This window comes from Aquabacterium lacunae (assembly GCF_004310865.1).
GTDB lineage: Bacteria > Pseudomonadota > Gammaproteobacteria > Burkholderiales > Burkholderiaceae_C > Aquabacterium > Aquabacterium lacunae.
The window spans coordinates 16,672-32,439 of the sequence record NZ_SIXI01000006.1 but is presented as its reverse complement, the minus strand read 5'-3'; the positions used below and the strand labels follow the sequence as shown (position 1 = coordinate 32,439).

17 protein-coding genes and 2 tRNA genes are annotated in these 15,768 nt (G+C 66.0%); 15 read left to right on the top strand and 4 right to left on the bottom strand.

The genetic code is table 11. The features are described from left to right. Position 1: 1 nt before the first annotated feature. From EYS42_RS13840 to EYS42_RS13785, 12 genes are all read left to right on the top strand, one after another. Positions 2–1,711: a nitrite/sulfite reductase gene (locus EYS42_RS13840; protein ID WP_130968788.1), complete on the top strand. Its 1,710-nt coding sequence runs from the start codon at positions 2–4 to the stop codon at positions 1,709–1,711. A 23-nt stretch (positions 1,712–1,734) separates the two neighbouring features. Next, positions 1,735–2,241: a DUF934 domain-containing protein gene (locus EYS42_RS13835; RefSeq protein ID WP_130968787.1), complete on the top strand. Its 507-nt coding sequence runs from the start codon at positions 1,735–1,737 to the stop codon at positions 2,239–2,241. Between the two features lie 24 nt (positions 2,242–2,265). After that, entirely contained in the window at positions 2,266–3,030 is a 765-nt protein-coding gene (locus tag EYS42_RS13830; RefSeq protein ID WP_130968786.1) for a phosphoadenylyl-sulfate reductase, read from the top strand. 33 nt (positions 3,031–3,063) lie between these two features. Then, entirely contained in the window at positions 3,064–4,017 is a 954-nt protein-coding gene (gene cysD, locus EYS42_RS13825; RefSeq protein WP_130968785.1) for a sulfate adenylyltransferase subunit CysD, read from the top strand. After that, the gene (locus EYS42_RS13820; RefSeq protein WP_130968784.1) at positions 4,017–5,339 is read left to right on the top strand and encodes a sulfate adenylyltransferase subunit 1; all 1,323 of its coding nucleotides are present in this window, start codon (positions 4,017–4,019) and stop codon (positions 5,337–5,339) included. Before cysD ends, EYS42_RS13820 begins: the two co-directional genes overlap by 1 nt. 12 nt (positions 5,340–5,351) lie before the next feature. Continuing rightward, complete coding sequence (gene cobA, locus EYS42_RS13815; protein ID WP_130968948.1) at positions 5,352–6,155, top strand: uroporphyrinogen-III C-methyltransferase; 804 nt, start codon at positions 5,352–5,354, stop codon at positions 6,153–6,155. 60 nt (positions 6,156–6,215) lie between these two features. Then, positions 6,216–6,539 (top strand): ferredoxin FdxA, encoded by a 324-nt coding sequence (gene fdxA, locus EYS42_RS13810; protein WP_130968783.1) that lies wholly within the window; start codon positions 6,216–6,218, stop codon positions 6,537–6,539. 35 nt (positions 6,540–6,574) lie between these two features. Then, the gene (locus EYS42_RS13805; protein ID WP_130968782.1) at positions 6,575–7,627 is read left to right on the top strand and encodes an NAD(P)/FAD-dependent oxidoreductase; all 1,053 of its coding nucleotides are present in this window, start codon (positions 6,575–6,577) and stop codon (positions 7,625–7,627) included. Positions 7,628–7,649: 22 nt separating this feature from the next. After that, complete coding sequence (locus tag EYS42_RS13800) at positions 7,650–9,821, top strand: TonB-dependent siderophore receptor (protein WP_130968781.1); 2,172 nt, start codon at positions 7,650–7,652, stop codon at positions 9,819–9,821. A gap of 141 nt (positions 9,822–9,962) precedes the next feature. Next, positions 9,963–10,038: transfer RNA gene (locus tag EYS42_RS13795), tRNA-Asn, on the top strand. Between the two features lie 45 nt (positions 10,039–10,083). Next, positions 10,084–10,159: transfer RNA gene (locus EYS42_RS13790), tRNA-Asn, on the top strand. Positions 10,160–10,358: 199 nt separating this feature from the next. After that, positions 10,359–10,562, top strand: a complete 204-nt coding sequence (locus tag EYS42_RS13785; protein ID WP_130968780.1) for a hypothetical protein — start codon at positions 10,359–10,361, stop codon at positions 10,560–10,562. On the opposite strand, the gene EYS42_RS13780 is transcribed toward EYS42_RS13785, so the two are convergent. Beyond that, a complete protein-coding gene (locus tag EYS42_RS13780) occupies positions 10,546–11,190 on the bottom strand; it encodes a hypothetical protein (RefSeq protein WP_130968779.1) in 645 nt (214 codons plus the stop codon). The genes EYS42_RS13785 and EYS42_RS13780 overlap by 17 nt on opposite strands. Before the next feature lie 133 nt (positions 11,191–11,323). Between EYS42_RS13780 and EYS42_RS13775 the strand changes: the two genes are divergently transcribed. After that, a complete protein-coding gene (locus EYS42_RS13775; protein WP_165456790.1) occupies positions 11,324–12,022 on the top strand; it encodes a TetR/AcrR family transcriptional regulator in 699 nt (232 codons plus the stop codon). Here EYS42_RS13775 and modC read toward each other — a convergent pair. Genes modC through modA form a run of 3 tightly spaced genes read right to left on the bottom strand, consistent with a single transcriptional unit; the run spans position 11,997 to position 14,489 of the window. Then, complete coding sequence (gene modC / locus EYS42_RS13770) at positions 11,997–13,097, bottom strand: molybdenum ABC transporter ATP-binding protein (protein WP_130968777.1); 1,101 nt, start codon at positions 13,095–13,097, stop codon at positions 11,997–11,999. The two genes, EYS42_RS13775 and modC, sit on opposite strands and share 26 nt — an antisense overlap. After that, positions 13,094–13,798: a molybdate ABC transporter permease subunit gene (gene modB, locus EYS42_RS13765; RefSeq protein WP_130968776.1), complete on the bottom strand. Its 705-nt coding sequence runs from the start codon at positions 13,796–13,798 to the stop codon at positions 13,094–13,096. Before modB ends, modC begins: the two co-directional genes overlap by 4 nt. Next, entirely contained in the window at positions 13,788–14,489 is a 702-nt protein-coding gene (gene modA, locus EYS42_RS13760) for a molybdate ABC transporter substrate-binding protein (protein WP_130968775.1), read from the bottom strand. Before modA ends, modB begins: the two co-directional genes overlap by 11 nt. 222 nt (positions 14,490–14,711) lie before the next feature. Between modA and EYS42_RS13755 the strand changes: the two genes are divergently transcribed. After that, the gene (locus EYS42_RS13755; protein ID WP_130968774.1) at positions 14,712–15,344 is read left to right on the top strand and encodes a YbhB/YbcL family Raf kinase inhibitor-like protein; all 633 of its coding nucleotides are present in this window, start codon (positions 14,712–14,714) and stop codon (positions 15,342–15,344) included. 40 nt (positions 15,345–15,384) lie between these two features. After that, a complete protein-coding gene (locus EYS42_RS13750; RefSeq protein ID WP_130968773.1) occupies positions 15,385–15,765 on the top strand; it encodes a DUF3592 domain-containing protein in 381 nt (126 codons plus the stop codon). Positions 15,766–15,768: the final 3 nt, after the last annotated feature.

The window sequence follows — 15,768 nt, the reverse complement described above, 5'->3', positions numbered from 1 at the left end:
CATGTACCAGTACACCGACTTCGACAAGCATTTCGTTCGCCAGCGCGCGGCCCAGTTCCGCGACCAGCTGGAACGCAACCTGGCCGGCAAGCTCGGCGATGACGAGTTCCGCCCGCTGCGCCTGCAGAACGGCTGGTACATCCAGCGCCATGCGCCCATGCTGCGCGTGGCCGTGCCCTACGGTGAGCTGTCCAGCGCGCAAGTGCGCCAGCTCGCCCGCATCGCCCGCGAGTTCGACCGTGGCTACGCCCACTTCACCACCCGCCAGAACGTTCAGTACAACTGGATCCCGCTGCCCAAGGCCGCCGAGGTGATGGACCTGCTGGCCGAAGTGAACATGCATGGCATCCAGACTTCGGGCAACTGCATCCGCAACATCACGGCAGACGCCAAGGTGGGTGTGGCCGCCGACGAAATCGTCGACGCCCGCCCCTACGCCGAAGTGCTGCGCCAGTGGTCGACCCTGCACCCCGAGTTTGCCTTCCTGCCGCGCAAGTTCAAGATCGCCATCAGCGGCGCCAAGGAAGACCGCGCGGCCGTGGCCTGGCACGACATCGGCCTGCACCTGGTCAAGAACGACGCTGGCGAAGTGGGCTTCACCGTGCTGGTGGGCGGTGGCATGGGCCGCACCCCGATCACGGGCACGGTGATCAATGCCTTCGTGCCGTGGCAGCAGATCCTGGTGTACATCGAAGCCATCGTGCGCGTGTACAACCGCTACGGCCGCCGCGACAACATGTACAAGGCGCGCATCAAGATCCTGGTGAAGGCCGAAGGCCAGAAATTCTTCGACCAGGTGAACGAAGAGTTCAAGAACATCCTGGAGCGTGACGTGGACGGCGCTGCCCACATCATCCCGCAGGCCGAATTTGACCGTGTGAACGCCGGCTTCGCGTACCCCGCCTCGGTGCAGGCCCATGTGCCCACTGGCAACGGCCTGCCCGCAGACGCCTCCGATGCCGACAAGAAGCAGTTCAGCAAGTGGCTGGAACGCAATGTGGAAGGCCACAAGGTGCAGGGCTACCAGTGCGTGCAGCTGTCGGTCAAGCGCGTGGGCCAGGCCCCTGGCGACGTGACCGACACCCAGATGGAAGCCGTGGCCGACATGGCCGACCGCTTCAGCTGCGGTGAGCTGCGCGTGACCCACGACCAGAACGTGCTGCTGCCCTTCGTGCGCGAAGAAGACCTGTACGCCCTGTGGCAAGCCGCCAAGGCGGCCACCCTGGCCTCGCCCAACATCGGCCTGCTGAGCGACATGATTGCCTGCCCGGGCGGTGACTTCTGCGCCCTGGCCAACGCCCGCTCCATCCCCATTGCCAACGCCCTGATCGAGCGCTACCAAGACCTCGACGAGCTGTACGACATCGGCGAGATCGACCTGCACATTTCGGGTTGCATCAACTCGTGCGGCCACCACCACAGCGGCCACATCGGCATCCTGGGCGTGGACAAGGACGGCACCGAGTGGTACCAGATCACCCTGGGTGGCTCGGACGGCTCGGCCCATGCGCCGGCTGCCGTGGCCGGCAAGGTGATCGGCCCCTCGTTCGCCGCGGACGAAGTGCAGGACGCCATCGAAGCCATCATCGAAACCTACCAGGCCCAGCGCCAGGGCAGCGAGAAGTTCGTGGACGCGGTCAAGCGCCTGGGTCTGGAGCCCTTCAAGGCCGCCGCCAACGCCACCCGCCGCTCGACCGCCAAAACCGCCTGATCGGCCTGCGAAGGAGACCCCTCATGCAATTCATCGACACCCATCACGATCAATGGCACACCGTGGGCGGCGAAGACGGTCAGATCGACCATCCGCCCATCAAGTCCAACAGCCTGCTGACCCTGGCCCAGTGGCACGCCGTGCGTGACCAGTGGCCTGCCAAGAGCGCCGCCGACCACAAGCCCGTGGGCGTGATCCTGACCAACGACACCGATGTGGAAGTGCTGGAAGCCGACCTGTCCAAGCTGTCGCTGGTGGTGCTGCAGTTCCCCAAGTGGACCGACGGCCGCGCCTACACCCAAGCCCACATCCTGAAGTCGCGCTACCGCTTTGGCGGCGAGATCCGCGCCACGGGTGATGTGCTGGTGGACATGATGCCCCTGATGCAGCGTTGCGGCTTCAACGCCGTGGTGCTGCGTGCCGACCAGGACCGCGCCATTGCCGAGCGCCAGCTGGGCTTCTTCGCGGCCCGCGGCCATTACCAGGGCGACGTGAACACCACCCAGCCGGTCTTCGGCCGCGTGGCCTGATCCAGGCGCGCAGGAGAGTGCTCCATGAGTGAAGTTTCTTCGTTGTTCGGCGGCCCGGCCCCGGCCGGTTCGGCCATCGGCCTGTACGCCAAAGCCAGCCCCGATTTCGAGGCCAAGCTGGCCGAGACCGTGGCCCTGCTGCAAGCCGCTGCCCAGGAGCATCCGGGCAAGGTGGTGCAAGCCACCAGCCTGGGCGTGGAAGACATGATCGTGACGGACCTCATTGCCCGTCACGGCATCGACATCGCGATTGGCACGCTGGAAACCGGTGCCCTGCACCCCGAAACCGTGGCGCTGATCGGCACCATCGAGCAGCACTACGCTGCGCAGGGCGTGAAGGTCGAAGTGTACAAGCCAGCGCAAGAGGCCGTGATCGAATTCGTGCAGAAAAACGGCGAGAAGGCCATGTACGAAAGCATCGACCTGCGCAAGGCCTGCTGCGGCGTGCGCAAGCTCGAACCGCTGGCCCGCATGCTGAATGGCCGCACCGCCTGGATCACCGGCCTGCGCCGCGAGCAGAGCAACAACCGCGGTGGCATGCTCGAGCGCGAGCTCGACGACAAGGGCCGCGCCAAGTTCAACCCGATGATCGAGTGGACCTGGGGCGATGTGTGGCACTACGTGAAGACCTTCAACGTGCCCTACAACCCGCTGCACGACCAGTTCATGCCCAGCATCGGCTGTGCCCCGTGCACCCGCGCCATTGCCGTGGGTGAAGACTTCCGCGCCGGCCGCTGGTGGTGGGAGGACGAGAAGGCCAAGGAATGCGGCCTGCACGTTCACAAGTGAACGGCAGCCTGAAGATTCAAGAGCGAGTACAACATGAGTGATGTGAACCAACTGCTGGCGGAAGTGGACCACCGCCACCTGGATGCGCTGGAAGAAGAAGCGATCTTCATCCTGCGCGAAGTGGCCGCCACCTTCGAGCGCCCGGGCCTGCTGTTCTCCAGCGGCAAGGACTCGTGCGTGGTGCTGCAACTGGCCGAAAAGGCCTTCAAGATGAAGAACCCGGCCACGGGCAAGCTGGAAGGCAAGCTGCCCTTCCCGCTGGTGCACGTCGACACCGGCCACAACTTCCCTGAAGTGATCGAGTTCCGCGAACAGCGCGTGGCCGAGATCGGTGAGCGCCTGATCGTGGCGCACATGGAAGAGTCGATCAAAAAGGGCACCGTGCGCCTGGCCCACCCGCTGGAGTCGCGCAACGGCCACCAGACAGTGACCCTGCTGGAAGCCATCGAAGACAACCGCTTTGATTGCCTGATCGGCGGCGCCCGCCGTGACGAAGAGAAGGCCCGCGCCAAGGAGCGCATCTTCTCGCACCGCGACAGCTTCGGCCAGTGGCAGCCCAAGGAGCAGCGCCCCGAGCTGTGGAACCTGTTCAACACCCGCATCAAGCCGGGCGAACACTTCCGCGCCTTCCCCATCTCGAACTGGACCGAGCTGGACGTGTGGCTCTACATCGCCCGCGAAGGCATCCCGCTGCCCAACATCTACTACAAGCACGCCCGCCAGGTGATCCGCCGCAAGGGCCTGCTGGTGCCGGTGACCGAGGTGACGCCGGCCCTGGAAGGCGAAACCATCGAAACGGTGGACGTTCGCTTCCGCACCGTGGGTGACATGACCTGCACCTGCCCTGTGGAAAGCGATGCGCAGAACCCGGCCGACATCGTCGCCGAGACCCTGCACGTGACCGTGAGCGAACGTGGCGCCACCCGCATGGACGACCGCACGTCCGAGGCCTCGATGGAGCGCCGCAAGAAGGAAGGTTATTTCTGATGAGCACCCAAGTGAATCACTGCGAAGCCGGCGAAGAACTGGCTCACAAGGCCCTGCGCTTCCTGACCGCCGGCAGCGTGGACGATGGCAAGAGCACCCTGATCGGCCGCCTGCTGTTCGACAGCCGCGCCATCCTGGCTGACCAGCTCGATGCGCTGGAAAAGCGCGCCGCCGGTGCGCCCATCGACCTGTCGCTGCTGACCGACGGCCTGGAAGCCGAGCGCGAGCAAGGCATCACCATCGACGTGGCTTACCGCTACTTCGCGACCAAGTCGCGCAAGTTCATCATCGCCGACGCCCCCGGCCACGAGCAGTACACCCGCAACATGGTGACGGCTGCTGCGGGCTCTGACGCCGCCGTGGTGCTGGTCGACATCACCAAGATCGACTGGAAAGCGTCGCCGGTGCCCTTGCTGGCGCAGACCCGTCGCCACAGCCTGCTGGCCCACCTGCTGCGTGTGCCCTCGATCGTGTTCGCCGTCAACAAGCTGGATGCCATCGAAGAAGACACCGAGACCGCGTTCAACAACGTCAAGGCCTCGCTGGAAGCCTTCGCCGAACAGGCCGGCATCGTCAACAAGGGCGTGATCCCCGTGTCGGCCCTGCGCGGCGACAACGTGACCACGCCGTCGGCCAACTGGCCCTGGTACCAGGGCCCCACCCTGCTGCAGGTGCTGGAACAGCTGCCCGTGGCCGACGAAGCCCACGACGGTTCGCTGCTGCACCCCGTGCAGTACGTGACCCGCGACAGCGTCGGCGAAGGTGAAGCCTCTGCATCGGGCACCGGCCACCAGTACCGCGCCCTGTGGGGCCGCATTGCACACGGCAGCGTGAAGGCTGGCGACGAAGTGCAGATCTTCCCGAGCGGCCAGACCGCCATCGTGGCCGAAGTGCGCCACTCGGCCCTGGTGGTCGACCAGTGTGAAGCCGGTCAGTCGGCCGGCATCGTGCTGGACCGCCAGGTCGACGTCTCGCGCGGCGACTGGGTGCACACGCCCGGCTCGATCAAGCCCACCGACAGCTTCAGCGCCACCCTGGCCTGGCTGGACACCGAGCCTGCTGCCATTGGCCGCAAGTACTGGGTGCGCCACGGCAACCGCTGGGTGCAGGCCCGCATCACCGCCATCGAAAGCCGCCTGGACATCCACTCGCTGGAAGCCACCGACGCGCAAGAGCTGGCCGTGAATGAAATCGGCCGCGTGACGGTGCAGACCCAGCAGCCGCTGCCGGTCGAGGCCTACACCGCCAACCGCGTGGGCGGTGCGCTGATCGTGGTCGACCCCACGACGAACCGCACCTCTGGCGCGCTGCTGGTGAAGTAAAGCGCCATGGCCATGTCGAACCCCACCGCTGCCCGCGTGGTCTTCATCGGTGCCGGCCCCGGCGAAGCCGATCTGATCACCGTGCGGGGCGCACGCCTGCTGGCGCAAGCCCAGGTGGTGCTGTTCGACGCCCTGGCCGACCCCAGCCTGCGTGACATGGCCCCTTCCGCCCAGTGGGTGGATGTGGGCAAGCGCGGCTTTTCCGGCAAGGAAGGCAGCGATTTCAACGGCCAGACCCGCATCAACCGCCTGCTGGTGGAGCATGCGCAGGCTGTGGGCGCCACACACGGGCCGGACGCCATCGTGGCGCGCCTCAAGGGTGGTGACCCGTCGCTGTTCGGCCGCCTCGAAGAAGAGCTGCATGCCCTGCGCGAGCATGGCATCGCCTCTGAGGTGATCCCGGGTGTGACCTCGGCGCTGGCTGCGGCTGCCGCCACCCAGCGCCCCCTCACCCGGCGGGGCACCGGCCGCAGTGTGAGCTTCACCACCGCCATGACACGCACAGGCGACCTGCAGTGCGGCATGGGCCCAGGCCAGCGCGCCGACACCGAGGTGTTCTACATGGCGGGCCGGCAACTGGCCCCCTTGTGCAAAGGCCTCCTCGATGCCGGCTGGCCGGGCCACACCGAGGTGAGCGTGGTGTCGCGTGCGGGCTGGCCTGACATGCGCCACACCGTGCACACCGTGGCCACGCTGGATGAGGCCTCGGCCATCCATGCAGGCCGCCCGACCCTGGTCATCGTCGGCGCGGGTGCCACCGAAATCCCTGACCAACCTTTGACCCATCTACCGGTGTGTGGCGAATCCGGCGCCTGATGCGGCCCGGCCTCGTAGAATCACGCCTCAGTTTCAACCTCGACTTACAAGAGTACCGTCATGACCCACGTCGTCACCGAAGCCTGCATCCAGTGCAAATACACCGACTGTGTGGACGTGTGCCCGGTGGACTGCTTCCGCGAAGGCCCCAACTTCCTCGTGATCGATCCGGACGAGTGCATCGACTGCGCCGTCTGCATCCCCGAATGCCCCGTGAACGCCATCGTTCCTGAGGAAGACGTGCCCGGCGACCAGCAGCAGTACATCCAGATCAACGCCGACCTGGCCAAGAAGTGGCCCAGCATCACCAAGCGCAAGGCCGCGCTGTCCACCGCCGACGAGTGGAAGGACAAGACCGGCAAGCTGGACCAGCTGATCCGCTGAGCAAGCGACACAAGGACGCAGAAACGGGCCACGCCATGATTCACACCGATGCAGTCGTCATCGGCGCTGGACCTGCGGGCCTGTTTCAGGTCTTCCAGCTCGGGCTGCTGGGCCTTCAGGCCCATGTGATCGATGCACTGCCCGAGCCAGGGGGGCAGTGCGTGGCGCTGTACCCCGACAAGCCCATCTATGACATCCCTGGCGTGCCCGTCTGCACGGGCCGCTCGCTGACCGCCCAGCTGCTGGAGCAGGCGGCGCCCTTCCTGAGCGCCAGCCGCATGCACCTGGGGCAACAGGTCGACACGCTGGCCGTGGACGACACCGTGCCGCTGGGGGCCCACCGCTTCACCTTGCACACCGATCAGGGCCTGGCCTTCAGGGCCCGGGCCGTGTTCGTGGCCGCCGGTGCAGGCGCCTTCGTGCCACGTGCGCTGGCCCTGCCTGGGCTGAACGGTGCCCCGGCCAACCTGCACCATCACCTGCTGGGAGCGGCTCCCTGGGCGGGACAGCACCTGACCGTGGCAGGCGGCGGCGACGAAGCCTTGCACACCGTGCTGACCCTGCTGGACGCCCCGCCAGCGCAAGCCCCCGCACGCATCAGCCTGCTGCACCGGCGCGATCAGTTCCAGGCCGAGCCCGCACTGGATGTTGCGGTGCGCGACGCCCTGGCGAAGGGCCGCGTGCAGCTGGTGTTGGGTGTGCCCCAGGGTGTTCACCAAGCCGCAGATGGTCGCCTGCTGGCCATCGACCTGGCCCAGGCCGATGGCAGCCATGTGCACACCACCGACCACCTGCTGGTGCAACTGGGCCTGAGCCCCAAGCTGGGCCCGCTGTCCGATTGGGGCCTGCCCATGGCCCGCAAGCAGATCAACGTGGACCCTGCCACTTTTGCCAGCGGCGTACCGGGTGTGTACGCCGTGGGCGACATCAACACCTACCCGGGCAAGAAACGCCTGCTGCTGTGCGCCTTCCATGAAGCCACGCTGGCGGCCCATGCCGCCTCGGCGCTGCTGAACCCCGACACCCCACAACACCTGCTCTACACCACCACCAGCCCTTTGCTGCTGCAACGGCTGGGCAGAGCCTGAACCACAAGAAAGCTGTACCGACATGACCTGCGCACCGGTCCTTCGCCCCTTCGTGCAATTGCTGGCCCTGGCCCTGGGCCACATGGCACTGCTGGCCAACGCCCAGACCTCATCGGCCCTGGTGAGCACCGCCGCACTCGACAGCCAGGTGGTGGCGCCGCGTGCACGGGTTGCCCAGGCCAGCATCAGCGGTCTGGGGGACACGCCTGCCTGGAAAGCGCCGGTACAGGCCGAACGCTTTGACGGACAGAGCCTCAAGCAGGCCCAGGTGACCAGCCTGGCCGACCTGACCACGATGGTGGCCAGCATGAGCGACGCCTACAACGCAGGCGGCTACTGGGGCATCGTCAGCCTCCGCGGTTTTGAGCTGGACAACACCCAGAACTACCTGCGCGAAGGGCTGCCGATCAATGCCGAAACCGTGCTGCCGCTGGGCAACAAGGCCGGCGTGGAAGTGTTCAAGGGCACCAGTGGGCTGCAGGCCGGCGTGTCGGCCCCGGGTGGCCTGGTCAACCTGCTGGTCAAGCGGCCCACCGGTCATGTGCGCTCGGTGGAACTGGGCTTGAGCAGCCGCCGCGGCCTGAATGCTGGGTTCGATCTGGCCGACCGCTTCGGCGAACAGGAACGCTTCGGCCTGCGCGTGCACGGCCAGTTCAGCGCCCTGCGTCCCAACGTGCACCCGCAAGACGGTCAGGCCCATGCCGTGGGCGTGGCCGCTGACTGGCGTGTTGGCCCCGGCACCCTGCTGGAGGTGGAGCTGGAGCACAACCGCAGCCGGCAGAACAGCGTGCCGGGCTACAGCGTGTTCGGGGCCAATGGCGTGGTCGATGCCAGCCTGGTCGACCCCGATGTGAGCCTGAACGGTCACGGCTTTTCGCAGCCCATGGTGAGCGAAGGCAGCACCGGCAGCATTCGCCTGACTCAGCAGCTGGGCAGCGGCTGGCAATGGCAAGGCAGCTATGGCGAGCAGCACTTGCGCACCGATGACCGCGCCGCATTCCCCCTGGGTTGCTCGGGCGGCTCGGCGTATGTGCCCGATCGCTTCTGCGACGACGGCAGGCACGACATCTACAACTACATCAGCGAAAACGAAACCCGCCTGACCCGGGCATACGACACGCATGTGAAGGGCCAATGGGCGGCCTGGGGCACCCACGAGCTGCAGGCCGGTCTGGCGGGCACCCATCAATCCAGCCGACAGCCGACCGCTGTGTATGACCTGATGGGGTTGGCCGACGCTCAAGGGCAACTGGTGGCGAGCGACTTCAAGGCATTTCCCACCCCGCAGAACAACCGTGACATGCGCTCGACCTCGGTGTACGTGCGCGACAGCTGGCAGCTCAGCGAGCGCTGGACCACCTGGCTGGGCGCCCGCAGCACCCGCTACGAACGCAGCCAGTGGCTGAGTGATGGCGCCTCGGCCGTGTCGACCTACGCCGACAGCCTGGTCACGCCCTGGGCGGCCATCGGCTACCAGGTCGCTGCGCAACAGCAGGTCTACGTGAGCTGGGGCGAAGGTGCCGAAAACCTGCTGTCGCCCTTCTTCTCGACCCTGCACAGCAACTACACCAACCCGGGCAGCTACCTGCCGGTGGCCAAGAGCCGCCAGCTGGAAGTGGGCTACAAGGGGCAGTGGCAACAGACCTACGCCAGCGTGAACCTGTTCGGCATCAAGCGCCCCATGGGTGATTTCGTGACCGACGGCGCAGGCGCCACCACTTACCAGCTCGACGGCATCGCGCGCCACGAAGGCATCGAAGCCGAAGTGCGCCACCGCGTGGGTGCCGTGCAACTGAACGGCAGCGCGGTGCTGATGAAGGCTCGTCGCGAAGGCAGTGTGCAGGCCGGCATCAGTGGGTTGCAACCCGTGAATGTGCCTGACCACTCGGTGCGTGCCCAGGTGCAGTACCACCTCCCCACCCTGCCCCGCGCCAGCGTGGCCCTGACCTGGGTGCATGAAGGCCGTCGCGCCGTGGATTCTGCCAACACCCTGCACATCCCGTCGTGGAACCGCTTCGACCTGGGGGCGCAGTTCATCCAGACCGCTGGCGAACAGACCATCACCTGGAACCTGGGCATCAAAAACCTGCTGGACACCCGTGCCTGGCGGGAGTCGCCCTACAAATTTGCCCACCTGTACCTGATCCCGATGGCCTCTCGCACGGCGGCGGTCACGGCCCAGATCGACTTCTGACCGGACTGCAGCCTGCGGGGTGGCTGGTGCGATGGCACCACGCCAGCCACCCGTGGCAACTGCGCGAAAAATTGATTTGTCGCGAAAACTCATGCTATAGTTCAGGTCTTCGCTGATTGCACAGCAATCAGCCATACCGATTCCCCGATAGCTCAGTCGGTAGAGCGCCGGACTGTTAATCCGTAGGTCCCTGGTTCGAGCCCAGGTCGGGGAGCCAAAATTCTTGGCTCGGTCACTTGTTGATCAGCCATACCGACACCATTCCCCGATAGCTCAGTCGGTAGAGCGCCGGACTGTTAATCCGTAGGTCCCTGGTTCGAGCCCAGGTCGGGGAGCCAAGTCAGACAAGGCCCTGTGCGCAAGCCCAGGGCCTTTTTTTGCGTTCGTCCTGCACGCTGGCCCTGCCGATCAGACAGTGCCAGAGATCAGGCAAACACCTTCAAAGTGCGCAAAAAGCGCTGGGCAGAGCCCTGCGCCACCCTGTGCATGCACTCGGTAGACGCCGAAGAGCAGGCATGTGCATCTCAGGAGCCCATCATGGAACTCACACCCGTGGCAGCGGCCAGCGCAGCCGCAATGCTGCAAGAGGCCCATGCGGCCAATGAAGTCCGCCTGGCCTTGCTGAAAAAGGCTCTCTCGCTCAGTGAAACCCAGTCCAGGGCGTTGCTGGAGGGGTTGCCACAAGCCTTGCCACTGGCAACTGAAGGCCAGACCGCCCGCTACGTCAACCAGCTGGTTTGAATGACGAGGCCGTGACGGCGATGCGGCGCTGAAGTTGCCAGCGCCACCACAGCGCTGCCAGCATGACCAGGGCCGGCAGCGCATACAAGGGCTGCATGGGCGCACGTTTGGCACAAGCCAGCCAGAACACAGCCCAGACCAGCCACAAGGCTGACCGGGCCGCGACATCAGGCACTCGCCATCCTGACGACTGGCGCCGCACACGCCAAAGCAGCCACACACCGATGGCCGCGTAACCAGCCCCACCGATCCACCGGCTGGCCGTGGGCGTCAGACGCGCCCATTCCTCGGGCGTGCCCAGCACCGCCAGCATGGCAATGCCGATGGCGTGAAGCCCATGAGACCACATGAAACACGCTGTCAGCAGTGAACGATGACGCACCAGCCTGGCCTGCCACACCGGCATGTGCGCCGCGGCCTCTGAGGGCCAGCCAGCGGACAGGAACACGCCCATGAACAACAACCATGAGGTGCGTGCCGTGGCGCGCACCTGAGTGCGCCAATCTTCCAGTGCGCCATCGGGCAGCACGAGGCCCAGGCTCATCAGCAGCAAAGCGCTCGCCACAAGGGCCTGCCAAAGCCCAGTGGCGGGCAGTGTCGAAATGGTCCAACGGTTGGATGCCAGCATGTTGCCTCTCCCGGCAGTGTCACAAAGTGGCGCATGCTAGGTCGCGCGCTTCATGGCGGTCGAGTCAGAATATGCACTGCTCACATTCACGCGATCAGGGACCATGCCACGCACACCTCCGGAGCCAGCTTCCGTGCCCGCGCGCACATATCACCACGGCAACCTGCGTCGGGCGATCATGGACACGGCCCTTCAACTGGCCGAGGAACAAGGCGATGATCAGATCAACCTGCGGGAGGTGGCACGCCGCCTGTCGGTGTCACCGTCGGCACCGTTCAGACACTTCACCACCCAGCGGGCTCTGGTGACCGCGCTGGCCGAAGAGGCCACACTCAAGCTGAGGCTGCTGGCACGGCGTGAATTGCAGCGCGCCCCTGCCGAGGGGGTGGAGCCGCTGCGCGCACTGGCACGGGCGTTTGTGGCCTGGGCACTGGACGAGCCAGCCGCTTTCCGACTCACGTCGCGACGCAATCTGTCGGACTTTGAGCGCTCTGCATCGGCCATGGTTCATTTCAAGGAGATGCGTGACCTGACCGTGTCTCTGGTCGAGGCTGCACAAGCTCGGCATGCGCTGCCCAAAGCCCCGCCCCAGCGCATGGCCCTGCTGCTCAGGGCCAGCGCCTACGGCCTGGTGCGCATGCACCTCGATGGGCAATTGCAGCAGTGGCTACCATCCGGGTCTGTTCCCACGCAGCCCGACCCGCTGCGGCGGGAAGTACTGGCGGCACTGGACCTGCTGCTGGATGCGTTTCAGGCACCTGCCTCAGACCCCCAACCGGTGGGGCGCGCTGCCCGTGCGAAACCGCTCAGCCCATCAAGGCCGCGCCCTTGATCTGAGCCCACACGGCCTGACCTGGACGCAAATCCAGCGCTTCGACCGAACGACGGGTCAGCCGCGCCAGCACACGCGGTGCTTGGGCCACGTCATGGCCGGGTGCTGCCAGTGCCAGCTGCAACAGCACGCTGCTGGCGCTTTCGTCCACACGCTGAAGCACCTGAGCAGGCAGGATGTTGAGGATGCTCGAATCCTGGGCCGCACTCAGGCTGATGCTCACATCCCGCGCCAGCACGCGCGCGCGCGCCTGGGCACCCACCGGGATGTTGCACCGGCCCATCCACAGGCCTGTGGGTCCGGCATCGGCCCAGCCCAGCAGGCTCAGGCCATGGGTGTCATCGTGGGCCAGCACCTGCCCCATCACCACCGAAGACGCTTCATCGAGCCGGGCGAGCGGCGTGTCCGGACGGTTCAGCACCTCGTGAGCGGGGCCGCTCAGCTGCACGCGGCCCTCGTGCATCAGCACCAGATGATCGGCCAGACGCACGGCCTCGTCCAGCGCATGCGTGACGTACAGGATGGGCACACCGCGCCGGGCGAGCGCCTCAAGGTAAGGCAGCAGCTCGGCTTTGCGCGCCAAGTCGAGCGCAGACAGTGGCTCGTCCATGAGCAGCCAGCGAGGACTGGTCAGCAGGGCCCGGCCGATGGCCACCCGCTGGCGTTCACCGCCCGAAAGGCCTTCTGGCTGACGATGCAGCAAATGCTCGATGCCCAGCAAGGCAACCACTTCAGGAAGGCCCAGCTGGCGCTGAGACACTGGCACACGACGGTGGCCATAGAGCAGGTTGGCCTGCACCGAGAGATGGGGAAACAGACTGGGCTCCTGGAAGACGAGACCCAGCGGGCGTTGGTGCACAGGGCGCCAGATGCCTTGGGCATCGTCCTGCCACACCTCACCTTGCGGCAACTGTACGCGGCCGCGCGCACGCTGCAGGCCTGCCACGGCCCTGAGCAAGCTGGTCTTGCCGCAGCCTGAAGGGCCCAGCACCACCGTGACACCACGGGCCGGCAGCTGCAGGGCCACATCCAGCCCGAAAGACCCCTGATCAAGCTGCAGGTTCAGTGTGATCATCGCCACCCTCCTGGCTGGCTCATCTGATGGGCCCGACGGGTCGCACGCCCATTGAGCACATACAGCAGCCACATCACGGCAAAACCGAAAGCCACCAGGCCGGCCGCCAGGGTGTGCGCATGGACCAGATCCATGGCTTCGACATGCCCGTACAGGGCCACCGACAGCACCCGAGTGGCCCCAGGGATGTTGCCGCCGATCATCAGGACCACGCCGAACTCGCCCACCGCATGTGCAAAGCCCAGCACGGCGGCCGTCAGGAAGCCTGGGCGGGCCAGCGGCAGCACGACCGTGAAAAAAGTATCGATCGGGCTGGCGCGCAAGGTGGACGCCACCTCGCGAGGACGCGGGCCCAAGGCCTCGAAGGCCTGCTGCAAAGGCTGCACCACAAAAGGCAAGGAATGCAGCACGGTGGCCACGACAATGCCCCCGAAAGTAAAGGGCAGCAAGTCGAGGCCGAGGGCCTGCATGGCCTGCCCCACAAAGCCCTGAGGCCCCAAGAGCAAGAGCAGGTAAAAGCCGATCACGGTGGGTGGCAGCACCAGGGGCAAGGCCACCACGGCGGCACAGGGGCCCTTCCAGCGTGACGGGGTGGTGGCCAACCACCAGGCCAGTGGTGTCCCCAGCACCAGCAGGATCAGGGTGCTCAGCCCGGCCAGGCGGGCTGTGAGCCACAAGGCCTGCCAGTCGTCAGAACTCATGACCGTGCGCACGCATCAAGGCTCGCGCCTTGTCACCCTTGAGAAAGCCCATCAGCGCGCGAGCCGCGACATTGGCCTGACCTTGCTTGAGCAGCACAGCTTCTTGCACCAGGGGTGTGTACAAGTCGGGCGGCACCACCCACCAGGAGCCCTGCCAAGCGCGATCGGCGCCCTTGAGCTGCGAGAGCGCCACAAAGCCGAGATCGGCGTTGCCACTGGCGACAAACTGGAACGCCTGGGCAACGCTCTCGCCTTGCACAATGCGCCCGGACAGTGGCCCCAGCACGCCCAGGCGAGTCAGCACCTCCAGAGCGGCAGCGCCGTAGGGCGCCACCTTGGGGTTGGCCATGGCCAGACGCGCGAACCCACCTTTGTTCAGCACCTGCCCCTGGTCGTCCACCAGGTCAGGCCGGAGGCTCCAGAGCACCAGCTTGCCGCGCGCATAGGTGAATCGCTGTCCCTTGACCGAGAAGCCCTCGGCTTCCAGTTTGCGTGGGGTTTCGTCGTCAGCGGCCAGCAGCACGTCAAAGGGTGCACCGGCACGGATCTGCGCATAGAACTTGCCTGTGGAGCCCGAACTGACCTTCAGGGCGTGTCCGGTGTCGGCTTCAAACACCGAGGCGAGTTGCTGAAAGGTCGGCGCAAAACTGGAGGCCACGGCCACCGTGGCGGTGTCGGCATGGGCGTGCATCACACCACACGCCCAGAGCGCGCAAGTGGCCCAGGACCGGACACGGGCAAACCTACCAGCGATCTTGTCCATCGTGAACCGCGCCGTCAGCTCGACAGCACCACCAGCAGAGAAGTCGTCATGTGGGGCAGTGTAGCCGCCAGTGGTCTCGCGTGCTCGCAAAAGTCCACCCACACCCTGGTGTCGCTCAGGTAGGATCCAGCAGAACAGAAGGAGGCCTCCATGAAGCTTCACAGCCACAGCTTTGCCGATGGCGCACGCATCCCGGGAGAGTTCGCGTTTGCCGTGATCGAGCCCAAACACCACGTGGCTTTGTCAGCCAACCGCAACCCGCACCTGAGCTGGTCGGATGTGCCTTCTGGCACCCGCTCGTTCGTGCTGCTGTGTGTCGACCCCGACGTGCCCAGTCGAGGCGACGATGTCAACCAGGAAGGTCGCACCGTACCGGCTGACTTGCCCCGCGTCGACTTTTTCCACTGGACGGTGCTGGACCTGCCGGCCGACCTGCGCGAGATTGCTGCAGGCAGCCACAGCCAGGGCGTGACCACCCGAGGCAAGCCTGGCCCACGGCCTGCAGGAGATCACGCCTGGCGGCATGGCTTGAACGACTACACCGGGTGGTTCGCCAATGACCACGACATGAACGGCGACTACTACGGCTACGATGGCCCCTGCCCGCCCTGGAACGACGCGCTGCTGCACCGCTATGTGTTCACCGTGTTTGCCCTCGACGTGCCCACCCTGACACTGGAAGGACCGATCACAGGCCCCACCGTGCGGGCTGCCATGGCAGGCCATGTGCTGGGCCAGGCGAGCTTGACGGGCACCTACACACTCAACCCTGCCGTGGCCTGAGTGATGCCGCACAAAGACCGACGCTGATGGACAGAATCTGATGGACACCGACAGCTTGTTCAAGGCGGTGATGGCGGCCGCCTTGCTGGCCGTGGGCCTCTTCCTTTGGCGCAACTGGCAAGACCGGCAGGCCAGCACCCAATGGCCTTCGGTCAACGGCGTGATCGAGCGCTGCGAGGCCTTCCCCCATTTGCAAGACCCTCACCAGGAAGGCGCCCACCCTCAGTGGCGGCTGGACCTGCGCTACCGCTACGAAGTGGGCGGACAATCTCACACGGGCACACGCCTGGGTGCCATGGCCCGACACTACCCCGATGAAGCGGCGGTGCGTGCCGTGTGCGAGCGCTACCCTGTGGGCACGCGTGTGAAGGTGTTCCACGACCCGGCACACCCGGACCGCAGCGTGCTCGAACCCGGCTGACCG

Excerpts from the sequence above, each read along its gene's own strand:
- EYS42_RS13840 (WP_130968788.1), top strand. The coding sequence starts at position 2 with ATGTACCAGTACACCGACTTCGACAAGCATTTCGTTCGCCAGCGCGCG.
- EYS42_RS13835 (WP_130968787.1), top strand. The coding sequence starts at position 1,735 with ATGCAATTCATCGACACCCATCACGATCAATGGCACACCGTGGGCGGC.
- EYS42_RS13830 (WP_130968786.1), top strand. The coding sequence starts at position 2,266 with ATGAGTGAAGTTTCTTCGTTGTTCGGCGGCCCGGCCCCGGCCGGTTCG.
- cysD (WP_130968785.1), top strand. The coding sequence starts at position 3,064 with ATGAGTGATGTGAACCAACTGCTGGCGGAAGTGGACCACCGCCACCTG.
- EYS42_RS13820 (WP_130968784.1), top strand. The coding sequence starts at position 4,017 with ATGAGCACCCAAGTGAATCACTGCGAAGCCGGCGAAGAACTGGCTCAC.
- cobA (WP_130968948.1), top strand. The coding sequence starts at position 5,352 with ATGTCGAACCCCACCGCTGCCCGCGTGGTCTTCATCGGTGCCGGCCCC.
- fdxA (WP_130968783.1), top strand. The coding sequence starts at position 6,216 with ATGACCCACGTCGTCACCGAAGCCTGCATCCAGTGCAAATACACCGAC.
- EYS42_RS13805 (WP_130968782.1), top strand. The coding sequence starts at position 6,575 with ATGATTCACACCGATGCAGTCGTCATCGGCGCTGGACCTGCGGGCCTG.
- EYS42_RS13800 (WP_130968781.1), top strand. The coding sequence starts at position 7,650 with ATGACCTGCGCACCGGTCCTTCGCCCCTTCGTGCAATTGCTGGCCCTG.
- EYS42_RS13785 (WP_130968780.1), top strand. The coding sequence starts at position 10,359 with ATGGAACTCACACCCGTGGCAGCGGCCAGCGCAGCCGCAATGCTGCAA.
- EYS42_RS13780 (WP_130968779.1), bottom strand. The coding sequence starts at position 11,190 with ATGCTGGCATCCAACCGTTGGACCATTTCGACACTGCCCGCCACTGGG.
- modC (WP_130968777.1), bottom strand. The coding sequence starts at position 13,097 with ATGATCACACTGAACCTGCAGCTTGATCAGGGGTCTTTCGGGCTGGAT.
- modB (WP_130968776.1), bottom strand. The coding sequence starts at position 13,798 with ATGAGTTCTGACGACTGGCAGGCCTTGTGGCTCACAGCCCGCCTGGCC.
- modA (WP_130968775.1), bottom strand. The coding sequence starts at position 14,489 with ATGCACGCCCATGCCGACACCGCCACGGTGGCCGTGGCCTCCAGTTTT.
- EYS42_RS13755 (WP_130968774.1), top strand. The coding sequence starts at position 14,712 with ATGAAGCTTCACAGCCACAGCTTTGCCGATGGCGCACGCATCCCGGGA.
- EYS42_RS13750 (WP_130968773.1), top strand. The coding sequence starts at position 15,385 with ATGGACACCGACAGCTTGTTCAAGGCGGTGATGGCGGCCGCCTTGCTG.